Source organism: Nocardia salmonicida NBRC 13393 (assembly GCF_001613085.1).
GTDB classification, from domain to species: Bacteria; Actinomycetota; Actinomycetes; order Mycobacteriales; family Mycobacteriaceae; genus Nocardia; species Nocardia salmonicida.
The window spans coordinates 42,987-59,282 of the sequence record NZ_BDBR01000027.1; the positions used below are offsets into that span (position 1 = coordinate 42,987).

At 68.7% G+C, this 16,296-nt stretch carries 17 protein-coding genes; 9 read left to right on the forward strand and 8 right to left on the reverse strand.

Annotation, left to right across the window (positions count from 1 at the left end; all coding sequences use genetic code 11):
• Positions 1 to 113 precede the first annotated feature (113 nt).
• Positions 114 to 1,013, forward strand: a complete 900-nt coding sequence (locus tag NS1_RS23865) for an MHYT domain-containing protein (protein WP_084503951.1) — start codon at positions 114 to 116, stop codon at positions 1,011 to 1,013.
• On the opposite strand, the gene NS1_RS23870 is transcribed toward NS1_RS23865, so the two are convergent.
• The 3 genes from NS1_RS23870 to NS1_RS23880 are packed head-to-tail and all read right to left on the reverse strand — an operon-like array spanning position 1,014 to position 3,090.
• On the reverse strand, positions 1,014 to 2,192 hold the full coding sequence (locus NS1_RS23870) for a cation:proton antiporter (protein ID WP_062987909.1): 1,179 nt from the start codon (positions 2,190 to 2,192) through the stop codon (positions 1,014 to 1,016).
• 6 nt (positions 2,193 to 2,198) lie between these two features.
• Positions 2,199 to 2,681, reverse strand: a complete 483-nt coding sequence (locus tag NS1_RS23875) for a cation:proton antiporter regulatory subunit (RefSeq protein WP_056811253.1) — start codon at positions 2,679 to 2,681, stop codon at positions 2,199 to 2,201.
• A gap of 37 nt (positions 2,682 to 2,718) precedes the next feature.
• Complete coding sequence (locus NS1_RS23880; RefSeq protein WP_131816621.1) at positions 2,719 to 3,090, reverse strand: DUF952 domain-containing protein; 372 nt, start codon at positions 3,088 to 3,090, stop codon at positions 2,719 to 2,721.
• 402 nt (positions 3,091 to 3,492) lie between these two features.
• Here NS1_RS23880 and NS1_RS23885 point away from each other — a divergent pair, with 402 nt between their 5' ends.
• On the forward strand, positions 3,493 to 3,687 hold the full coding sequence (locus NS1_RS23885) for a DUF7455 domain-containing protein (protein ID WP_056811260.1): 195 nt from the start codon (positions 3,493 to 3,495) through the stop codon (positions 3,685 to 3,687).
• Positions 3,688 to 3,774: 87 nt separating this feature from the next.
• Here NS1_RS23885 and NS1_RS23890 read toward each other — a convergent pair whose 3' ends face one another.
• Entirely contained in the window at positions 3,775 to 4,530 is a 756-nt protein-coding gene (locus NS1_RS23890) for a TetR/AcrR family transcriptional regulator (protein ID WP_062988028.1), read from the reverse strand.
• A gap of 137 nt (positions 4,531 to 4,667) precedes the next feature.
• On the opposite strand from NS1_RS23890, the gene NS1_RS23895 reads away from it, so the two are divergent.
• Positions 4,668 to 6,398 carry a DEAD/DEAH box helicase gene (locus NS1_RS23895; RefSeq protein ID WP_062988030.1) on the forward strand — a complete coding sequence of 577 codons (1,731 nt, stop codon included), beginning with the start codon at positions 4,668 to 4,670 and terminating at the stop codon, positions 6,396 to 6,398.
• A complete protein-coding gene (locus NS1_RS23900; protein ID WP_062987911.1) occupies positions 6,398 to 6,946 on the forward strand; it encodes a hypothetical protein in 549 nt (182 codons plus the stop codon). The genes NS1_RS23895 and NS1_RS23900 overlap by 1 nt, the downstream gene beginning before the upstream one ends.
• Positions 6,947 to 6,955: 9 nt before the next feature.
• On the opposite strand, the gene NS1_RS23905 is transcribed toward NS1_RS23900, so the two are convergent.
• On the reverse strand, positions 6,956 to 7,693 hold the full coding sequence (locus NS1_RS23905; RefSeq protein WP_062987912.1) for an SDR family NAD(P)-dependent oxidoreductase: 738 nt from the start codon (positions 7,691 to 7,693) through the stop codon (positions 6,956 to 6,958).
• Between the two features lie 161 nt (positions 7,694 to 7,854).
• Here NS1_RS23905 and NS1_RS23910 point away from each other — a divergent pair, with 161 nt between their 5' ends.
• Positions 7,855 to 8,457, forward strand: a complete 603-nt coding sequence (locus tag NS1_RS23910) for a TetR/AcrR family transcriptional regulator (RefSeq protein ID WP_062987914.1) — start codon at positions 7,855 to 7,857, stop codon at positions 8,455 to 8,457.
• A gap of 63 nt (positions 8,458 to 8,520) precedes the next feature.
• Here the strand turns inward: NS1_RS23910 and NS1_RS23915 are convergent, their stop codons facing one another.
• Positions 8,521 to 10,245: a DEAD/DEAH box helicase gene (locus tag NS1_RS23915; RefSeq protein WP_056811272.1), complete on the reverse strand. Its 1,725-nt coding sequence runs from the start codon at positions 10,243 to 10,245 to the stop codon at positions 8,521 to 8,523.
• 362 nt (positions 10,246 to 10,607) lie between these two features.
• Between NS1_RS23915 and NS1_RS23920 the strand changes: the two genes are divergently transcribed.
• Entirely contained in the window at positions 10,608 to 11,597 is a 990-nt protein-coding gene (locus NS1_RS23920) for a YihY/virulence factor BrkB family protein (protein WP_373864361.1), read from the forward strand.
• Here the strand turns inward: NS1_RS23920 and NS1_RS23925 are convergent.
• Positions 11,567 to 11,806, reverse strand: coding sequence for a DUF3039 domain-containing protein (locus NS1_RS23925; protein ID WP_056815556.1), 240 nt, complete (start codon positions 11,804 to 11,806; stop codon positions 11,567 to 11,569). The genes NS1_RS23920 and NS1_RS23925 overlap by 31 nt on opposite strands.
• Positions 11,807 to 11,949: 143 nt before the next feature.
• Between NS1_RS23925 and NS1_RS23930 the strand changes: the two genes are divergently transcribed.
• Positions 11,950 to 12,306, forward strand: a complete 357-nt coding sequence (locus NS1_RS23930) for a DUF3099 domain-containing protein (RefSeq protein ID WP_056815558.1) — start codon at positions 11,950 to 11,952, stop codon at positions 12,304 to 12,306.
• 18 nt (positions 12,307 to 12,324) lie between these two features.
• Here NS1_RS23930 and NS1_RS23935 read toward each other — a convergent pair whose 3' ends face one another.
• Complete coding sequence (locus tag NS1_RS23935) at positions 12,325 to 13,707, reverse strand: MFS transporter (protein ID WP_062987916.1); 1,383 nt, start codon at positions 13,705 to 13,707, stop codon at positions 12,325 to 12,327.
• Positions 13,708 to 13,904: 197 nt separating this feature from the next.
• On the opposite strand from NS1_RS23935, the gene NS1_RS23940 reads away from it, so the two are divergent.
• Together NS1_RS23940 and NS1_RS23945 are read left to right on the forward strand one after the other, a co-directional pair.
• Positions 13,905 to 14,642: a VOC family protein gene (locus tag NS1_RS23940; RefSeq protein WP_062987918.1), complete on the forward strand. Its 738-nt coding sequence runs from the start codon at positions 13,905 to 13,907 to the stop codon at positions 14,640 to 14,642.
• A gap of 117 nt (positions 14,643 to 14,759) precedes the next feature.
• On the forward strand, positions 14,760 to 16,259 hold the full coding sequence (locus tag NS1_RS23945; RefSeq protein ID WP_062987920.1) for a DUF7782 domain-containing protein: 1,500 nt from the start codon (positions 14,760 to 14,762) through the stop codon (positions 16,257 to 16,259).
• Positions 16,260 to 16,296 lie beyond the last annotated feature (37 nt).

Below are 16,296 nucleotides of genomic sequence, written 5' to 3' on the forward strand. Positions count from 1 at the left end.
TGATGGATTGCACTGCGGAGGACACGAATTGGCGATCTTCACCGTATGGTCACACTCAGCTTTTCGTTCTACCGCCTCAAGTCTGCGGTATCGGCATTGAGGGTTTTTCGCGCGTGCTCGACATTTATCACTTCAGCTACGGCTGGATCACCCCTGTTCTCGCCTACTTCATGTCCGTCACGGGCTGCCTGCTCGGGCTGCAGTGCGCGGCTCGCGGTCGCAACGCTCCCGAGGGGCGGGCCGGCTGGCTCATCGGCGCCGCGATCGCGATCGGCGGAACCGGCATCTGGGTCATGCATTTCATCGCCATGCTCGGCTTCACCATCCGCGGCGCCGACATTCGTTACGACGTCCCGCTGACACTGTTCAGCGCGCTCACCGCGATGGTGGTGGTCGGGATCGGGCTGTTCATGGTCAACAAGCCGCAGCCGACACTGCGCTCGTTGCTCGCCGGTGGCACCATCACCGGCCTCGGCGTCGGGACCATGCACTACACCGGCATGTTCGCGATGAAATCCAGCGCGACCGTGCGATACGACCCGGCGATCGTGGCGCTGTCGATGCTGATCGCGGTGGTGGCTTCGGTCGTGGCGCTGTGGTTCACGTTGCGCGTCAAGGGTTTTCTCGCCACCGTGGGTGCCGCGCTGATCATGGGTGTGGCCGTATGCGGCATGCACTACACCGGGATGGCGTCGATGCACGCGCACACCGATCATCAGGCCGCGCCCGGCGACGGCGCCCAGGCGATGCAACTGCTGGCTCCGCTGATCGGGGTGAGCAGCATCGTCACCATGCTCGTGTTGATCAGTGTGAGCCTCACCGAGATCGAGAACGAGGAAGCGCTGCCGCGCATGTGGCTCACCTCGCGGCACCGCCCGGGGCCGCGACCGGCCAAGCCGGCCAGACCCGCGGCACCGGTCCCGCAGTTCGCGCCGCCTGTCCAGCATGAGTACCGCACCGAGGAATTGAGTTATGACGGCGCGGGCGCGTGGCCACGCCGCGTCATCGACTGATCAATTCGTCGCGACACCCGTACGGCGCCGGACGAATTCGACGACCGGCTCGACGACCCGCGCCGCGATCGGCCCGAGAATCGCCATCAGTAGGACATAGGCCGAGGCCAACGCGGCCAGTTTCGCGTCGACCTTGCCGTAGGCGACCGCCAATCCGGCGATGACGATGGAGAATTCGCCGCGCGCCACCAGCGCCGCGCCTGCCCGCGCGCGGCCCATCTGCCGGATTCCCTGTTTGCCCGCGGCCCACCAGCCGACCGCAATCTTGGTGCCGGTGGTCACCACCGCCAACGCGACCGCCCAGGCGAACACCGGCGGAATCGCGGCCGGGTCGATCGACAGACCGAACGCCACGAAGAAGATGGCGGCGAACAGATCACGCAGCGGCTCCAGCAGTTTCACCGCTTCGTGCGCGGTGGAGCCCGAGATGGCGATGCCGAGCAGGAACGCGCCGACCGCGGCCGAGACATTGAGCGCCGAGGCCACACCGGCCACGAGCAGTGCCGCACCGAGCAGTTGCAGCAGGAACACTTCGCGATCGGCGCTGTCGACCACCGCCGAGACCACCCGCCCGAATCGCAGCGCGACCACGAGCACCACCGTGATGGTCGCCAGCGCGATCGCGAGGGAGATCAGTCCGTTCAGCAGGCTCAACCCCGCCAGCATCATGGTCAGGATCGGCAGGTACACCGCCATCGCGAGGTCTTCGAGCACCAGGATCGACAGCACCACCGGGGTCTCGCGGTTGCCGAGGCGGCCCAGATCGTCGAGCACCTTCGCCACGATCCCCGACGACGAGATGTAGGTGACCCCGCCGAGCACGACGGCGCCGAGCACGCCCCAGCCCAGGATCAGCGCCACCGCCACGCCGGGGAGCGCGTTGGCCACCAGGTCGAGCACTCCGGCCCCCCAGGAGCGCCGCAAACCGGTCATCAGCTCGGGAGCCGTGTACTCGAGCCCGAGCAGCAACAGCAGCAGCACGACGCCGATCTCGCTCGCCATGTGCCCGAACTCGGTGGCGGCGCCGAGGTCGATGAACCCGCCGCGACCGAACGCCAGCCCGCCGAGCAGGTACAGCGGAATCGGTGACATCCCGAACCGGCCCGCCACTCTCCCGCAGACCCCCAGCGCGAACAAGATCACGCCGAGCTCGAGCAGAGCCAAGGCCTGCGAGGTCACGGGCGCTCAGCCGTGCACGAGAATCTTCGCGGCCGCTTCCAGGCCGTCCGGGGTTCCGACGACCACGAGCAGATCACCCTCGGTGAAGGTGAAATCCGGGCCGGGTGACGGGTGGAGCTGACCGGCGCGCATGACCGCGACGATCGAGGTCTTGGTGCGGGTGCGCATGCCGGTCTCGCCGAGGGTTCTTCCCGCATAGGGTGACTCGTCGGCGATAGCGAGTTGCCGGGTGGTGATGCCCGGCAGATCGCGGTGGTCGTCGTTGAGTCTGGCGACCAGTTGCGGCGCGCCGAGCAGGTTCGCCAGCACCGACGCCTCGTCGGTGGACAGTGGCACCTGGGCGGCGATGGCGTCCGGGTCGTCGGGTTTGGACACGATCAGGTCGATATCGCCGTCGCGGTGGGCGACCACCCCGACGCGGCGCCCCGACCTGACTTCGAAATCCTTACGCACTCCGATGCCCGGTAGCGCTGTGACGTCGACGTTCACATCGTCAACAGTAGACGCGCCCGGCCTCGATTGTGGTCTACGCCACTCCCTCCCGGCGCGGTGTGGTGAACACGCCGTCGGAGCCGGGCAGATACGGCTGCGCGGCGAGCACCGCGGCGACCGGCAGCGGGGCATAGAGATGCGGGAAGAGCATCGACGACGGGTCGCTGGGGACGCCCGGCTCCCACTTCACCTCACCGGTGAACGCCGTGGGGTCCAGCCACAGCACGAGCATATCGGCGCGCCCGGCGAAAAGTCGGTTGGCGGGCAGGTGGACCTGTTCCGGGGTGGACAGGTGCACGAAACCGGCGTCGGCCAGCGACGGCGGCCTGCGCTCGCCCGCGTTACGAGCTTGTGCCCATTCTTGGGAAGAACACAGGTGAACAAGGGTGTGAGTGTCGGATATCACGGGTAATCTCCGGGTAGACAACAGGTTCGGACGGTCAAGACCCTGTCACAACACGATGGTGTTCGTCCCGGTTCGGTGGTTGCGCCCCGCGTAACGAGCAACACCGCAGCGAGCGACCTATCGGTGCGTTACAGGATCGAGGGGGAGGTGGCATCAGCGCTTCGCGGGTGATCGGTGGGTGCTCGAAACCGACGATCGGCGGATGTTCGCTTTCAGCGAAACCGCAGGTCTGTTATCGAAAACACAAAGATTCACTTCCGGGAACAAAGCCTGAACCCCGAACGTCTGACAGAGTAGTCGTACCACTGCTGGGAAGTAGCGGATGCGAGCCGCGTGGAGTGACCACGAGGCCCACACCTAGGCGAACGGCCACGCAGAGCCGGGAGCCGGGACGGAGGAGTCATGCCAGGAACCCTGACCAGCACCCCACTGACCGCACTCGATCGTTGCGATCGTTGCGGGGCGGCTGCCCGAGTGCGTGCCGTGCTTCCCGCGGGTGGCGAGTTGCTCTTCTGCCAGCACCACGCGAACGAACACATGGACCGCTTGCGCGAACTCGAAGCCGTGATCAACACGGACGAAGCTCCCGCGATCTGACCACTCCTCGCGTCCGAAACAACCACATCTGACAACAGAAAACTCCCGACAGCGGGCGACCCGAACAGGGCGCCCGCTGTTGCTGTATCAAGCGTCGGCGAGCAGACCGTCGACGAGGGTGGCCACCCCGTAGTCGAACGCGCCGTCCGGGTCGGCGGGGGCCTGATAGTGCTCGCCGACAGCGGTGCCGACCCGCCCGGCGAGCGGGAATTCGTCGGCGGGCATCACCCGAGCCAGCAAGGGGCCGTTGACCTCCCACCACTGCGCGTCGCTCAGTTGCGCGGCGGCTCCCGCGGCCGCGACGGCGAGGCGGGCATTGCCGGTGGCGAAGTCGGTGAGGACCGCGATCGCGCGGTCTACGGCCAGATCACCCAGGCCGATGCCGTCGATCGCCGCCAGTTGGCGTTCGTAGCGACGCATCCTCCCCGGGCCGAGTACCTGGCGCCACGGGGACACTTCCAGGAGCCAGGGGTGCTCGATCAGTTCGGCCCTGATCTGGGTGGCGATGGCGATCATGCGGTCTCTGACCGGCAGGTCGGCCGAGATCGGGGTGTCGGCGGCGGCGACGGCGTCGACCATGAGCACGATCAGGGCGTCCTTGCTGGGGACGTAGGTGTAGAGGCTCATCGCGCGTAGGCCGAGCTCGGCGGCGACCGCCCGGATCGTCAGCTTGTCGAGACCGTCGCGGTCGGCCAGGGCGATGCCCGCCGAGACCACGTCGTCGACGGTGAGGCCCGGTTTCGGGCCGCGCGCGCCCGGCTTGGACGGCAGGGCGTGGCGCCACAGCAGTTCGAGGATCTGGGTGGCCTGTGCGATGGATTTCGCATCCTCGTCGGCGGGCACCAGCCCTCCTCTCGGGAACTCGTTCGGGCGTTCGGGAACAAACTCAGTACAGTGTACGTTGTTCGGTTGTTCGTGCTGCCCGATCAGAGGAGATTGTTCTGCCCGCCACCCAGGCCACCTACCTCCCCGACCGTCACCTGTTCGCGTTGTGGACGTGGACCGGGCACGACGCCGGTGCCGCGCCGACGGGAATCGGTGATCCGGAAAGGCTCACCCTCGCGCTGCCCGTCGGAGAGCGCGGCGCGATCGAACCCGTCGAGGTGGCGACCGCCGTGGTGACGCCCACCGAACTGGCCGATGTCGTCCTCGACGACCTCGCCCCCTCCGCATTGGCCTGGCGGGCCTTGCTGACCGACGAACGGCCGGCCGAACTACCAGCCGCCGCGCACGCGGTACCCGATGCGGTCGGCACCGCGATCGTCTCCGCCGAGCGCGCGGCGCGGGTGCTCCGCGAGACGCAGGCGCTCGACGAGGAGCTCGCCGGGGTCCTCGATGCCACGCTGCGGCCCTATCAGGTGCGCGGGGTCGGGTGGTTGCGCGAGACCGTATCGGCGTACGGCGGGGCCGTACTGGCCGACGAGATGGGCCTCGGCAAAACGGTGCAGACGATCGGGTTCCTCCAGGGGCGCGCCGACGGGCCGCAGCTGGTTGTGTGCCCGACCTCGCTGGTGGGCAACTGGGTGCACGAGATCGAGCGGTTCGCGCCGGGGTTGAAGCCGGTGTCGTGGCGTGGCGGTGCGGTGCCCGCCGGGGCGGGAACGGTTGTCGTGACCGGGTATCCGACCCTGCGGCTGCACGGGGCGGCGCTGACCGGCGAGCAGTGGGCGACCGTGGTGTTCGACGAGGCGCAGGCGCTGAAGAATCCACGCACACAGGTGTCGCGGGCGGCGCGAGGGTTGACCGCCGACGCGAAGGTCGCGCTGACCGGCACGCCGGTGGAGAACCACCTGGACGAACTGTTCGCCCTGCTCAATCTCACCGTGCCGCGACTGTTCGCGCATCGAACGCAGTTCCGGCGCAGGTTCGTCAAACCGATCGAGGAGGGTTCGGCCACGGCGGCGGCCCGGCTGCGAGACGCGGTCGAACCGGTTGTCCTGGGACGCAAGAAGCTTCAGGTGGCGGCGTCGCTGCCGGCGAAGATCCACAGCGATCTGCTGTGCGATCTCACCGCCGAGCAGGAACGGGTGTACGACGCGGTCCTCGCCGAAGCCCTGGACGAGGGTTTCGGCTCCGGCTTGCAACGACAGGGACGAGTTCTGGCCGCGCTGACCCACCTCAAGCAGGTGTGTAACCACCCCGGACTGGTCTCCGGTGACCTGGACGAACTCGCGGGCCGCTCCGGAAAACTCGACCTGTGCACCGACATCGTCGCCACCAACCTCGACACCGATGACCCCACCCTGATCTTCACCCAGTACCGCAAGACCGGCGAACTGCTGGTGCGTCACCTGGCCGAACAGTTCGGGGTCGCGGCGCCGTTCTTCCACGGCGGGCTCGACGCCACCCAGCGCGGCGAGCTGGTCACCCGCTTCCAGGCGCCGGACGGACCGCCGGTGCTGATCCTGAGCCTGCGCGCCGCCGGCACCGGCCTCACGCTCACCCGCGCGGCCGATGTGATCCATTTCGATCGCTGGTGGAATCCGGCGGTGGAGGCGCAGGCGTCGGACCGGGCACACCGGATCGGGCAGACCCGCACCGTCACCATCACCACCCTCACCAGCGCGACGACGGTGGAGGAACATATCGCGGCGATGCATACCCGCAAGTCCGCGCTGACGGATCTGTCCGATACCGCGGGCATCGCCGAGCTGGCCCGCCTCGACGACGACGCCCTCGTCGACATCCTGCGCCGGAAGCGAGAGAACTGATGGCCGACAACGAATTCGGTTACACCCTCTGGGGACGGGACTGGGTGCGGCTGGCCGAACCGCTGCGCCAGACCCGCCCGGAGCCACTGCTGCCCCGCGCCCGCAGCATCGCCCGCAACGACGGGGTGGGCATCGAGATCGGGGGGCGCACCGTGCGCGCGCATCTGCATCGCGGCGGTCAGGCCTCGATCGCGCACGTCGAGGTGGCACCGCTGACCCGAGCGGCGGTGACCGCGATCGGTCACACGATCACCGACCCGACCATCCTCACCGACGAGATGCACCGGGCCCTGCTCGACGCGGGTCACTCCCCCGCGCCGAGCCTGGTGAGCACCGACTGTTCCTGCTCGGCGCGGACCGCGCGCTGCGTGCACGTGTTCGCGATGCTGTACACGATCGCGCGCAAGGTCGACGAGAATCCGCGCCTCGCACTGGAATTGCAGGGCTACTTCGACGCCACCACCGACTCCGATATCCCCACCCAGGAGCCGCGCTGGACCAGCATCAACAGTCTCGACCCGACCCGGTTCTTCGCACCCGCCTCCTGAGCGGCCGGCTCAGGCGTTGGTGCCGCCGTCCACGGTGAGGATCGCGCCGGTGATCGACCGGCCGGACGGACCGGCGAGGAAGGTAACCAGATCGGCGACGTCGGCGGCGGCGCCGAACCGGCCGAGGGCATTGAACTCTCGTTGGGTCGGGGCGTGATCGCTGTTCGCCGGGTTCATATCGGTATCGGTGGGACCCGGCTGCACGAGGTTGACGGTGATGCCGCGCGGACCCAGTTCACGCGCAAGAGCTTTGGTGAAGCCGTTGAGCGCCGACTTGCTCAGGTTGTACAGCGACAACCCGCCGAAGAGCGCCCGTTCGGACAGGTTGGAGCCGATGGAGATGATCCGGCCGCCGTCGCCGAGGTGCGGTAGGGCGGCCTGGCCCGCGACGAAGGCGGCGCGGGCGTGGATGTTCAGCGCGCGGTCGATTTCGTCGAGGGTGAACTCCTCGTAGGGCTTGGCCGGGAAGATGCCCGCGTTGTTCACGAGCACGTCGAGGCCGCCCAGGTCGCGCGCGGTCTGTTCGACGGCGGCGACGACCTGCGCGGCGTCGGCGCTGTCGGCCTTGATCGGCAGCGCCCGCCTGCCCAGCGCCTCGATATCGGCGGCCACCGCCTTCGCGGCGACTTCGTCGCGCTGGTAGGTGAACGCCACATCGGTGCCTGCGGCGGCCAGGGCGCGGGCGATGGCCGCGCCGATCCCACGGCTCGCGCCGGTCACCAAAGCCACGGTGTTACTACTCGTCATCAGGCTCGCTCCAATTTTGTAGTGGTCGATACACAAATAGACAAGCGCACGCGCACCCCGGCCGTCAAGAGTTTCTTATCGATCGACACAGAATTCGCGGGCCGGTGCCGAGCCCCTCGCCGAGAGCGGTATATTTACCGATCGGCACAGAAAGGTTTCGCATGGCAGAACGCGGGCGCCCCCGAGGCTTCGACCGTGAGGTCGCGCTGCGCCGTGCCATGGAGGTGTTCTGGGAACGCGGCTACGACGGCGCCTCGATGAGCGACCTCACCACCGCCATGGGCATCAACTCCCCCAGCCTCTACGCCGCCTTCGGCGACAAGGAAGCCCTGTTCCGCGCCGCTGTCGAGCTCTACGGCCGCAGCGAGGGTTCCCACACGGCCAGGGCGCTGCGCGAGCAACCCACCGCCTACGCCGCGATCGAGGCGATGCTGCGCGACAACATCCCCTTCTACACCGACCCAGGCCTTCCGCACGGCTGCATGGTGGTCCTCGCCGGCGCGACCTACACCACCCGCAATGCCGCGGTCCACGAATTCCTCGTCGAAGCCCGCCGCCGCACCACGGCCGACATCCGCGCCAGGCTCGACCGTGGCGTCACCGAAGGCGACCTCGCCCCCGATACCGACACCGCTTCGCTCGCCATGCTTTTCAGCACCGTGCTCTACGGCCTGTCGATCCAGGCCAGAGACGGCGTCGGGCCCGACGAACTGAGCATCGCCGTCGACAGCGCCATGCAGACACTGGCGGCCGCGACACGCTAGGCGAGGCCGCACCATCGGCCGGACGGGGAAACTGCGACGAGGGCGACCCGCAGATCGGATCTCTCAGAGTCGACGCAGGGCCGCGATACGCTCGCCCAATTGATCGACACTGGCCAATGCCGTTGGCGGACCACCACATTCGCGGCGCAGTTCGCCATGGATCACGCCGTGGGGTTTGCCGGTGCGGTGGTGGTGCATGGCCACCAGACTGTTGAGTTCGCGGCGCAGCTCGCCCAGTTTGTCGGAGGTGGCGACGCGTTCGGCGACGGCCGCGGGTTGCGGCGCGGATTCCGCGGCGCTCCGGTCGGCGAGTTGGCGGGTCTGCCGGTCGCGTAGCAGTGCGCGCATCTGGTCGGCGTCGAGCAGACCGGGGATACCGAGGTAGTCGGCTTCCTCGTCGCTGCCCGCGATGGTGGCGGTGCCGAAGGAGGATCCGTCGTAGATCACCTGGTCGAGTTCGGCGTCGGCGGCGAGCGCGACGAAGGACTTCTCGTCCTCGCCGGGCTCGTCCTCGGCCTTGTTCGCGTCCATCAGCAGCTCGTCGTCGAGGCCGTCCTTCTCGCGATGCGGCTTGCCGATGACGTGATCGCGCTGCAGCTCGAGCTGCGCGGCCAGATCCAGCAGCACCGGCACCGACGGCAGGAACACGCTCGCGGTCTCCCCCGGCTTGCGGGCACGCACGAAACGCCCGATGGCCTGCGCGAAGTACAGCGGCGTCGACGCACTGGTGGCATACACGCCGACGGCCAACCGGGGCACGTCGACGCCTTCGGACACCATGCGCACCGCCACCATCCACGGCTGGGTGCCCTTGCCGAACTCACCGATGCGCTGCGAGGACTGCGGGTCGTCGGAGAGCACCACCGTCGGCCGCTCGCCGCAGATGTGCTCGAGCAGTTCGGCGTAGTCGCGGGCCCGTTCCTGATCGGTGGCGATCACCAGACCGCCCGCGTCGGGCATGCCGGAGGCGCGCAACTGACGCAGGCGCATGTCGGCCGCGCGCAGCACCGACGAGATCCAGTCGCCCGCCGGGTCGAGCGCGGTGCGCCAGGCCCGCGCGGTGTGCTCGGCGCTGAGCGGTTCGCCGAGCCGGGCGGTGTGCTCCTCGCCCGCGCTGTCGCGCCAGTGCGCGTCGCCGGAGTAGGCCAGGAACACCACCGGACGCACGACGCCGTCGGCGAGCGCGTCGGCGTAGCCGTAGGAATGGTCGGCGCGCGAGCGCGGGAAGCCGCCTTCGTCGGGTTCGTAGGTGACGAACGGGATCTTCGAATCGTCACTGCGGAACGGAGTTCCGGTCAGCGCGAGACGGCGCGTCGCGTCGCCGAACGCCTCTTCGGTCGCCTCGCCCCAGGTCTTGGCGTCGCCCGCGTGGTGGATCTCGTCGAGAATCACCAGGGTGCGCCGGTTCTCGGTGCGCACCCGGTGCCGCGTGGGGTGCGCGGCGACCTGGGCATAGGTCACCACCACGCCGTGATAGTCGCCCGAGGTCGCGCCGGTGGAGTTGGAGAACCGCGAATCCAGCTGGATTCCGGTCCGCGCGGCCGCGGCCGACCACTGGTGCTTGAGGTGTTCGGTCGGGGCGACGACGGTGATCTGGTCCACCGTGCGATCGGCCAGCAACTCCGCGGCAACCCGCAGCGCGAAGGTGGTCTTACCGGCGCCGGGTGTCGCGACCGCGAGGAAGTCACGCGGCTTGGTGGCCAGGTATTTCGTCAAAGCGCGCCGCTGCCAGGCACGCAACGAGCCGGACGGGGCACCTCCCGCGGCAGTATCGCCCGGTGTCCCCACTTGCTTCGCCGTAGCGGCACCACCCGACCCAGTCACGCAGACGACCCTAGCCGCCCGATGCGGCGTGTCGCCAAACCGACGCGGGGTGGGCGACAGGCATCACAACCGCGCCCGTGGTCACCGGCCATTTACCTGTTACCCGCCGACACGATGCCTCGCCCGCACCACACAGACCCCCATCGTGCGGGATGCTTGACACTGAGATGAGCAACGACCAGGTTTCGGCTGCCGACGCGGGGCACCCGCCGCAGGCGCTCCCGCCCCGCGACGCGCCCGCGCGCCCCGCGGCCGGCGCGCAGGCAGCCCCGCAACGTCACAGCGATCGCGCGCGCTGGGTGCGCTGGCTGACCACGGCGTGGCGGCTGGTGGTCCGGGTCGCGGTCAAGTCCTGGGACAACTCGATTTTCGCCAAGTCAGCTGCCGCGGCGTTCTGGCAAACGCTGTCGCTGGCACCGCTGCTGCTCGGCCTACTCGGCAGCCTCGGCTATGTGGGCGGGTTGTTCGGGCCCGACACCGTGCTGATCGTGGAGAGCAAGATCATCGCGTTCAGCCGCGATTTCTTCAGTCCGTCGGTGGTCTCGGATCTGATCGAACCCACCGTCGACGACGTGCTCGGCAAGGGACGCGGCGCGTTGGTGTCGGTGGGTTTCGTGCTGTCGCTGTGGGCCGGATCCTCGGCGATGGCTACCTTCGTCGACGCCATCGTGGAGGCGCACGGGCAGCAGGACGCGCGTCATCCGGTCTGGCAGCGGATCTTCGCGCTGCTGCTGTACGTGCAGTTCCTGGTGGCCGCGGTGCTGATCTTGCCGGTGATCGCGCTGGGTCCCACCCGGATCGGGCGGGTGCTGCCCGAGGCGTGGCGTGAACCAGGGTTGCGTCTGATCGACACGTTCTACTACCCGATCGTCGGTGTGCTGCTGATAGTCGGGCTGACCACGCTCTACAAATTGGCCCTGCACAAATCGCTGCCGTGGCATCGGCTCTTCGGCGGTGCGCTGGTGGCCGGTGTCTTCTTCCTGGCGGCCAGCGACCTGTTGCGCCGGTACCTGTCGTGGATCACCGCCACCGGGGTGAGTTACGGCGCGCTGGCCACCCCCATCGCGTTTCTGCTGTTCACGTACTTCCTCGGCTTCGCGGTGATTCTTGGCGCGGAGTTCAACGCCGCCGTTCAGGAGTTCTGGCCTGCCCGGGCCACCAGGATGGAGCAGGTCAAGGAGTGGATCACCAGCCAGGTGCGCGGCGACGACGAAGAGGGCGACGAGCACGACGAAGGCGCCGACGCCCCACCTGAGGCACCGGCGTCACCGACCGAGCACTCCGCTCAGTCGCCGTCCTTGCGCAAGCCCTCGTAGACCTTCTTGCAGTCCGGGCACACGGGCGAGCCGGGCTTGGCCGAACGCGTCACCGGGAAAACCTCGCCGCACAGCGCGACGACCATCGTGCCCATCACGGCACTTTCGGCGATCCGGTCCTTCTTCACGTAATGGAAGAATTTGGGGGTGTCGTCGCTGGTCGTCTCGTCGGTCGTGGTTTCCGGGCGTACCAGAGTGTCTGTACTCACGCCTTCCATGATGCCGCATCCGGCGCCCGCACCGCTGACCAGCCGCGTGTGCGCTCGGCGACGCCGAGTGGAAGACTCGGGGTATGCAGTCCTACGGCGATGACCCAGGCGCCGACGAATCGAAGCCGGACCCGGAAGTGACGATGCCCACCGAGCCCAAGTCCTCGCGTGGGTTCTTCCGTCCTGCCCCCGCCGAACATGCCGTGCTGATCACCGAGGCCGCGCCCTCGCTCGACGAGCAGCATCGCGCCAGGGTGCGCCGCTACACCTTCATCATGGCCTTCCGGATCCCGTGCCTGATCCTCGCCGCGATCGCCTACAGCGCGTTCGAGAATCCGCTGCTGTCGATTCTGATCATCGCCGCGTCGGTGCCGCTGCCGTGGATCGCGGTGCTGATCGCCAACGATCGGCCGCCGCGCACCAAGGACGAACCCAGTCGCTGGGACGGCCGCAACAATCAGATCGCCCTCGAATCCCGACACCACAAGACGCTGGAATAGGCGCCACGGGATTTTCGGCTAACCGGCCGTCTTCGGTCGGCGGACCAGCATCGACATGACGGCCGCGATGCCACAGAGAGCGCCCGCGAGATACCACGCGAGGCTGTAGGAGCCCTGCAGGTCGCGGATGAGACCGGCACCGGTGGCGGCGATCGCGGCACCGACCTGGTGGGCGGCGAAGACCCAGCCGAACGCGATCGGGCCGTCCGCGCCGAAGAGTTCACGGCACAGCAGCACCGTCGGCGGAACCGTGGCGATCCAGTCCAAGCCGTAGAACACGATGAACACCCACATACTCGGCTGGGTGTGCGGGCCGAGCAGTGACGGCAGGATCAGCAGCGACAGACCGCGCAGCGAGTAATAGCCGAGCAACAGGTAGCGCGGGTCGATGCGGTCGGAGAGCCAGCCCGAGGCGATGGTGCCTGCCACATCGAAGATGCCGACCAGTGCCAGCAGTCCGGCCGCGGTGGTCGGTGGCATGCCGTGGTCGTGGGCGGCGGTGACGAAATGGGTGCCGACCAGGCCGTTCGTGGAGGCGCCGCAGATCGCGAATCCGCCCGCCAGCAGCCAGAATCCGGGCCTGCGCGCGGCCGAGGCCAACACCTTCAGCGCCCGGTTCGCGCCGCCGACGATCGGTACCCGCGCTCCCGCGTCCGAACCGGCGGGCGCCCCATAGGCACGCACACCCACATCGCTGGGATAGTCGCGCACGAACAACCACACCAGTGGCACCACCGACAGCGCCACCGCCGCCACGAGCAGTGACGGCAGTCGCCAGCCGTGCTCGGTGGCGAGCATCGACACCAGGGGCAGGAACACCAGCTGCCCGGTGGCGCCCGCGGCGGTGAGCACCCCGGTGACCAGACCACGACTCCGGACGAACCAGCGTCCGGTGATCGTCGCGACGAACGGCATGGACATCGACCCGACGCCGACGCCCACCAGCAGTCCCCACGTCGCCACCAGCTGCCAGGCCTGAGTCATGAACACCGTCAGCCCGCTGCCCGCGGCGATCAGCACCAGTGCCGAACACACCACCTTGCGGATGCCGAATCGGTCCATCAGCGCGGCGGCGAACGGCGAGATCAGGCCGTAGAGCAGCATATTCAGCGAGATGGCGGTGGAGATCGTGGCGTGTGACCAGCCGAATTCGGTGTGCAGCGGTTCGATGAGGACGCTGGGCACCGAGCGGAAAGCAGCCGCGCCGAGCAGAGCGACGAATCCGACGCTCGCCACGATCCACGCGGGGTGGAGTCGGTGACGATCGTCGGTGACCGATGCCGGTGCGAGGGTGAGGTTATCGGCCGGGCTGTCGCCGGCGGGCGGTGCAGGCGCACGTAAATCGGTCACTCGGTCAGCGTGCCGGATCAGCGCCGAGCGAGCGAGTGGCCGGTGTGACATGTTTCGTTAATATCCTGCCACCGCGTGTTGGGCAGACGCGCCGCGCGCGAAGCGCGGTGACAGCGGCGCACCTCGAGGCTGTCGACAGCGGAGCCAGGGCCGCCTACCGTTCGGACAGGACCTTCTGCACCGCCCGACAGGGCAACCGAATTCGGCTGACGGCTTTGCGAGTGTCCTCATATCGAAAGGGAGACAGCATGATTCGCTGGACCTGGGCGTTTCTCGATCGGCCCGTCGATACCTTCGCCGACTGTGCGCGATTCTGGGCGAAGGTCACCGATTCCACTGTGTCGGCGCCACGTGGCGAGCACGACGAATTCGTCACGCTGCTGCCCGCCACCGGACCCGCGTGGATCAAGGTGCAAGCGGTCGACGGCGACGGTGGCATCCATCTCGACCTCGACGTCGACGACATCCCCGCGGCGGTAGCGATCGCGACCGGACTCGGCGCCCGCGTCGTTGCCGAGCTGCCCGACTACACCGTGCTGCGATCGCCTGCCGGACAGACGTTCTGCCTCACTCCGGCCGCCGACTCGGCGGATCTCGGGCCCGCACCGGTGACGGTGTCGACCGCACCCGACGGCACAGTGACGCGCCTCGACCAGATCTGTCTCGACCTGTCTCCCCACGACATCGACGCCGATACCGCCTTCTGGCGGGCACTCACCGACTGGACGCACAAGCCCGGCCGCCGCCCGGAGTTCTCCCGCCTCCGCGGCCCCGACCAGCCACTGCACTTTCTGCTCCAACGCCTCGACGACCCCGGACCCGCGGGCGCACACGTCGACCTGGCCTCGTCGAATATCGCCGCCACCGCCGCCTGGCACGAATCCCTCGGCGCCACCCGAATCACCGACGGCGAACACTGGATAGTCCTGCGAGACCCCGGAAACGCCTTGTACTGCGTGACATCCAGAGACCCCTACACCGGCTGAGACACCCTCACCGCGCAGGCGACCCGGGCTCTGAGCACCGGGCGACACGCAGCGGCAGCTGGTCGTTCTCAGCCTTCGCGCTCCTGGCAGAGTAGGCGAGTGCCTACGAACCCGACGATGACCGACTCCTTGCTCACCGCGCTGTGCCCGGACCTGCGCACCGCGCTGATCCGGGTCGGCTACGACGCCGACACACTGGTGGAGGCGCTGGGACCCGATGTGCATGCGGCGCTGAGCCGTTCGGAGCCGGTGCCGGTGCGCCGGGCCGCGCGGGCGGCGGGCGACCTGGGCACGCTGGTGCGGTTGTTGCTGCTCGGAGACGTGTTGCCCGAGCGCGAGGTCGCCGCCGCGCTGGCGCCGGTGCGCATCGACGCGGCGGTGGCGGCCGGTCTGCTCACGCGCGAGGGTGACGAGGTCAGGGCCGCGCTGGATCTGCGGCCGCTCGATGCCGGCGCGGGTACGCGGTGGATCCTGTCCGATCTCGACGATTCGATGCGCAGGCGCACCCTCACCGAGGATCACGTTCTCGGCGTCGGGCACGCGTCGCTGTCGTTGCTGCGAGCGACACCGACCGAACCGGTCGGCACCGTCTTGGATCTGGGCACCGGCTGCGGCGTGCAGGCCGTGCACGCGGCCGGTTACGCGGGCCGGGTCACCGCGACCGATGTCAACGCGCGGGCCTTGTGGCTGGCACAGGCCACAGCGGCGCTCAACGAACTCGATATCGAACTGCTCGAAGGGTCCTGGTTCGAGCCGGTGGCCGGGCGGCGCTTCGATCAGGTGGTGGCCAATCCGCCGTTCGTGGTGGGTCCGGCCCGCATCGAGCACACCTATCGCGACTCCGGGCTCGCCCTGGACGGCGCCAGCGAACTGGTGATCGGGCAGGCGCCCGAGCTGCTGGCGCCCGGCGGTACGGCGGCCATGCTCGCGGCCTGGGTGCACGTGGACGGCGAGGACTGGCGGCAACGGGTGTCGAGCTGGTTGCCCTCGCACGGCGTCGACGCGTGGATCGTGCAGCGCGACGTCGCCGACCCGGCCCTCTACGTCGGCACCTGGCTGCGCGACGCGGGCCTCGACCCCCGTGACCCGGCCGCCCAGGAACAGGCGACGCGGTGGCTCGACGCCTTCGATGCCGCCGACGTCGAAGGCGTCGGGTTCGGCTTCGTCTATCTCCGCGCGATCGACGGCCCCACCGAACTCCTCGCCGAGGACCTCACCCACGGCTTCGACGACCCGCTCGGCACCGAGGTGGCCGGGTACTTCGCCCGGTCGGCGTGGCTGCGCGCCGTGGCCGGCGACGACAGACTCGCGTGGACGTCCCGTTTCGCGCCGAGCCCGGCGACCGCGTTGGAACGGGTGTTCCTGCCCGGTGAGTTCGGCTGGACCGAGCAGGTGACCCGGCTCCATCGCGGCGACGGACCGCGCTGGCAGCACGAGGTCGACGAGTCGACAGTCGCCCTGGTGGCGGGAATGCGGCCCGACGGGCTGCCGTTGTACGAATTGATCGAACTACTCGCCCTCGCCGACGGAGCCGAGCAGGTCACGCCGGAATTCGCCGCCCAGGCACTCGGTGTGGTCGCCGGACTCGTCCGCCACGGATTGGTGCGGCCCGTCTGAACGGCCCCGCGGTGGCAGCGAGTTCCGGCCACGGCGC

Excerpts from the sequence above, each read along its gene's own strand:
- NS1_RS23885 (WP_056811260.1), top strand. The coding sequence starts at position 3,493 with ATGCCAGGAACCCTGACCAGCACCCCACTGACCGCACTCGATCGTTGC.
- NS1_RS23900 (WP_062987911.1), top strand. The coding sequence starts at position 6,398 with ATGGCCGACAACGAATTCGGTTACACCCTCTGGGGACGGGACTGGGTG.
- NS1_RS23905 (WP_062987912.1), bottom strand. The coding sequence starts at position 7,693 with ATGACGAGTAGTAACACCGTGGCTTTGGTGACCGGCGCGAGCCGTGGG.
- NS1_RS23910 (WP_062987914.1), top strand. The coding sequence starts at position 7,855 with ATGGCAGAACGCGGGCGCCCCCGAGGCTTCGACCGTGAGGTCGCGCTG.
- NS1_RS23930 (WP_056815558.1), top strand. The coding sequence starts at position 11,950 with ATGCCCACCGAGCCCAAGTCCTCGCGTGGGTTCTTCCGTCCTGCCCCC.
- NS1_RS23935 (WP_062987916.1), bottom strand. The coding sequence starts at position 13,707 with ATGTCACACCGGCCACTCGCTCGCTCGGCGCTGATCCGGCACGCTGAC.
- NS1_RS23940 (WP_062987918.1), top strand. The coding sequence starts at position 13,905 with ATGATTCGCTGGACCTGGGCGTTTCTCGATCGGCCCGTCGATACCTTC.
- NS1_RS23945 (WP_062987920.1), top strand. The coding sequence starts at position 14,760 with ATGACCGACTCCTTGCTCACCGCGCTGTGCCCGGACCTGCGCACCGCG.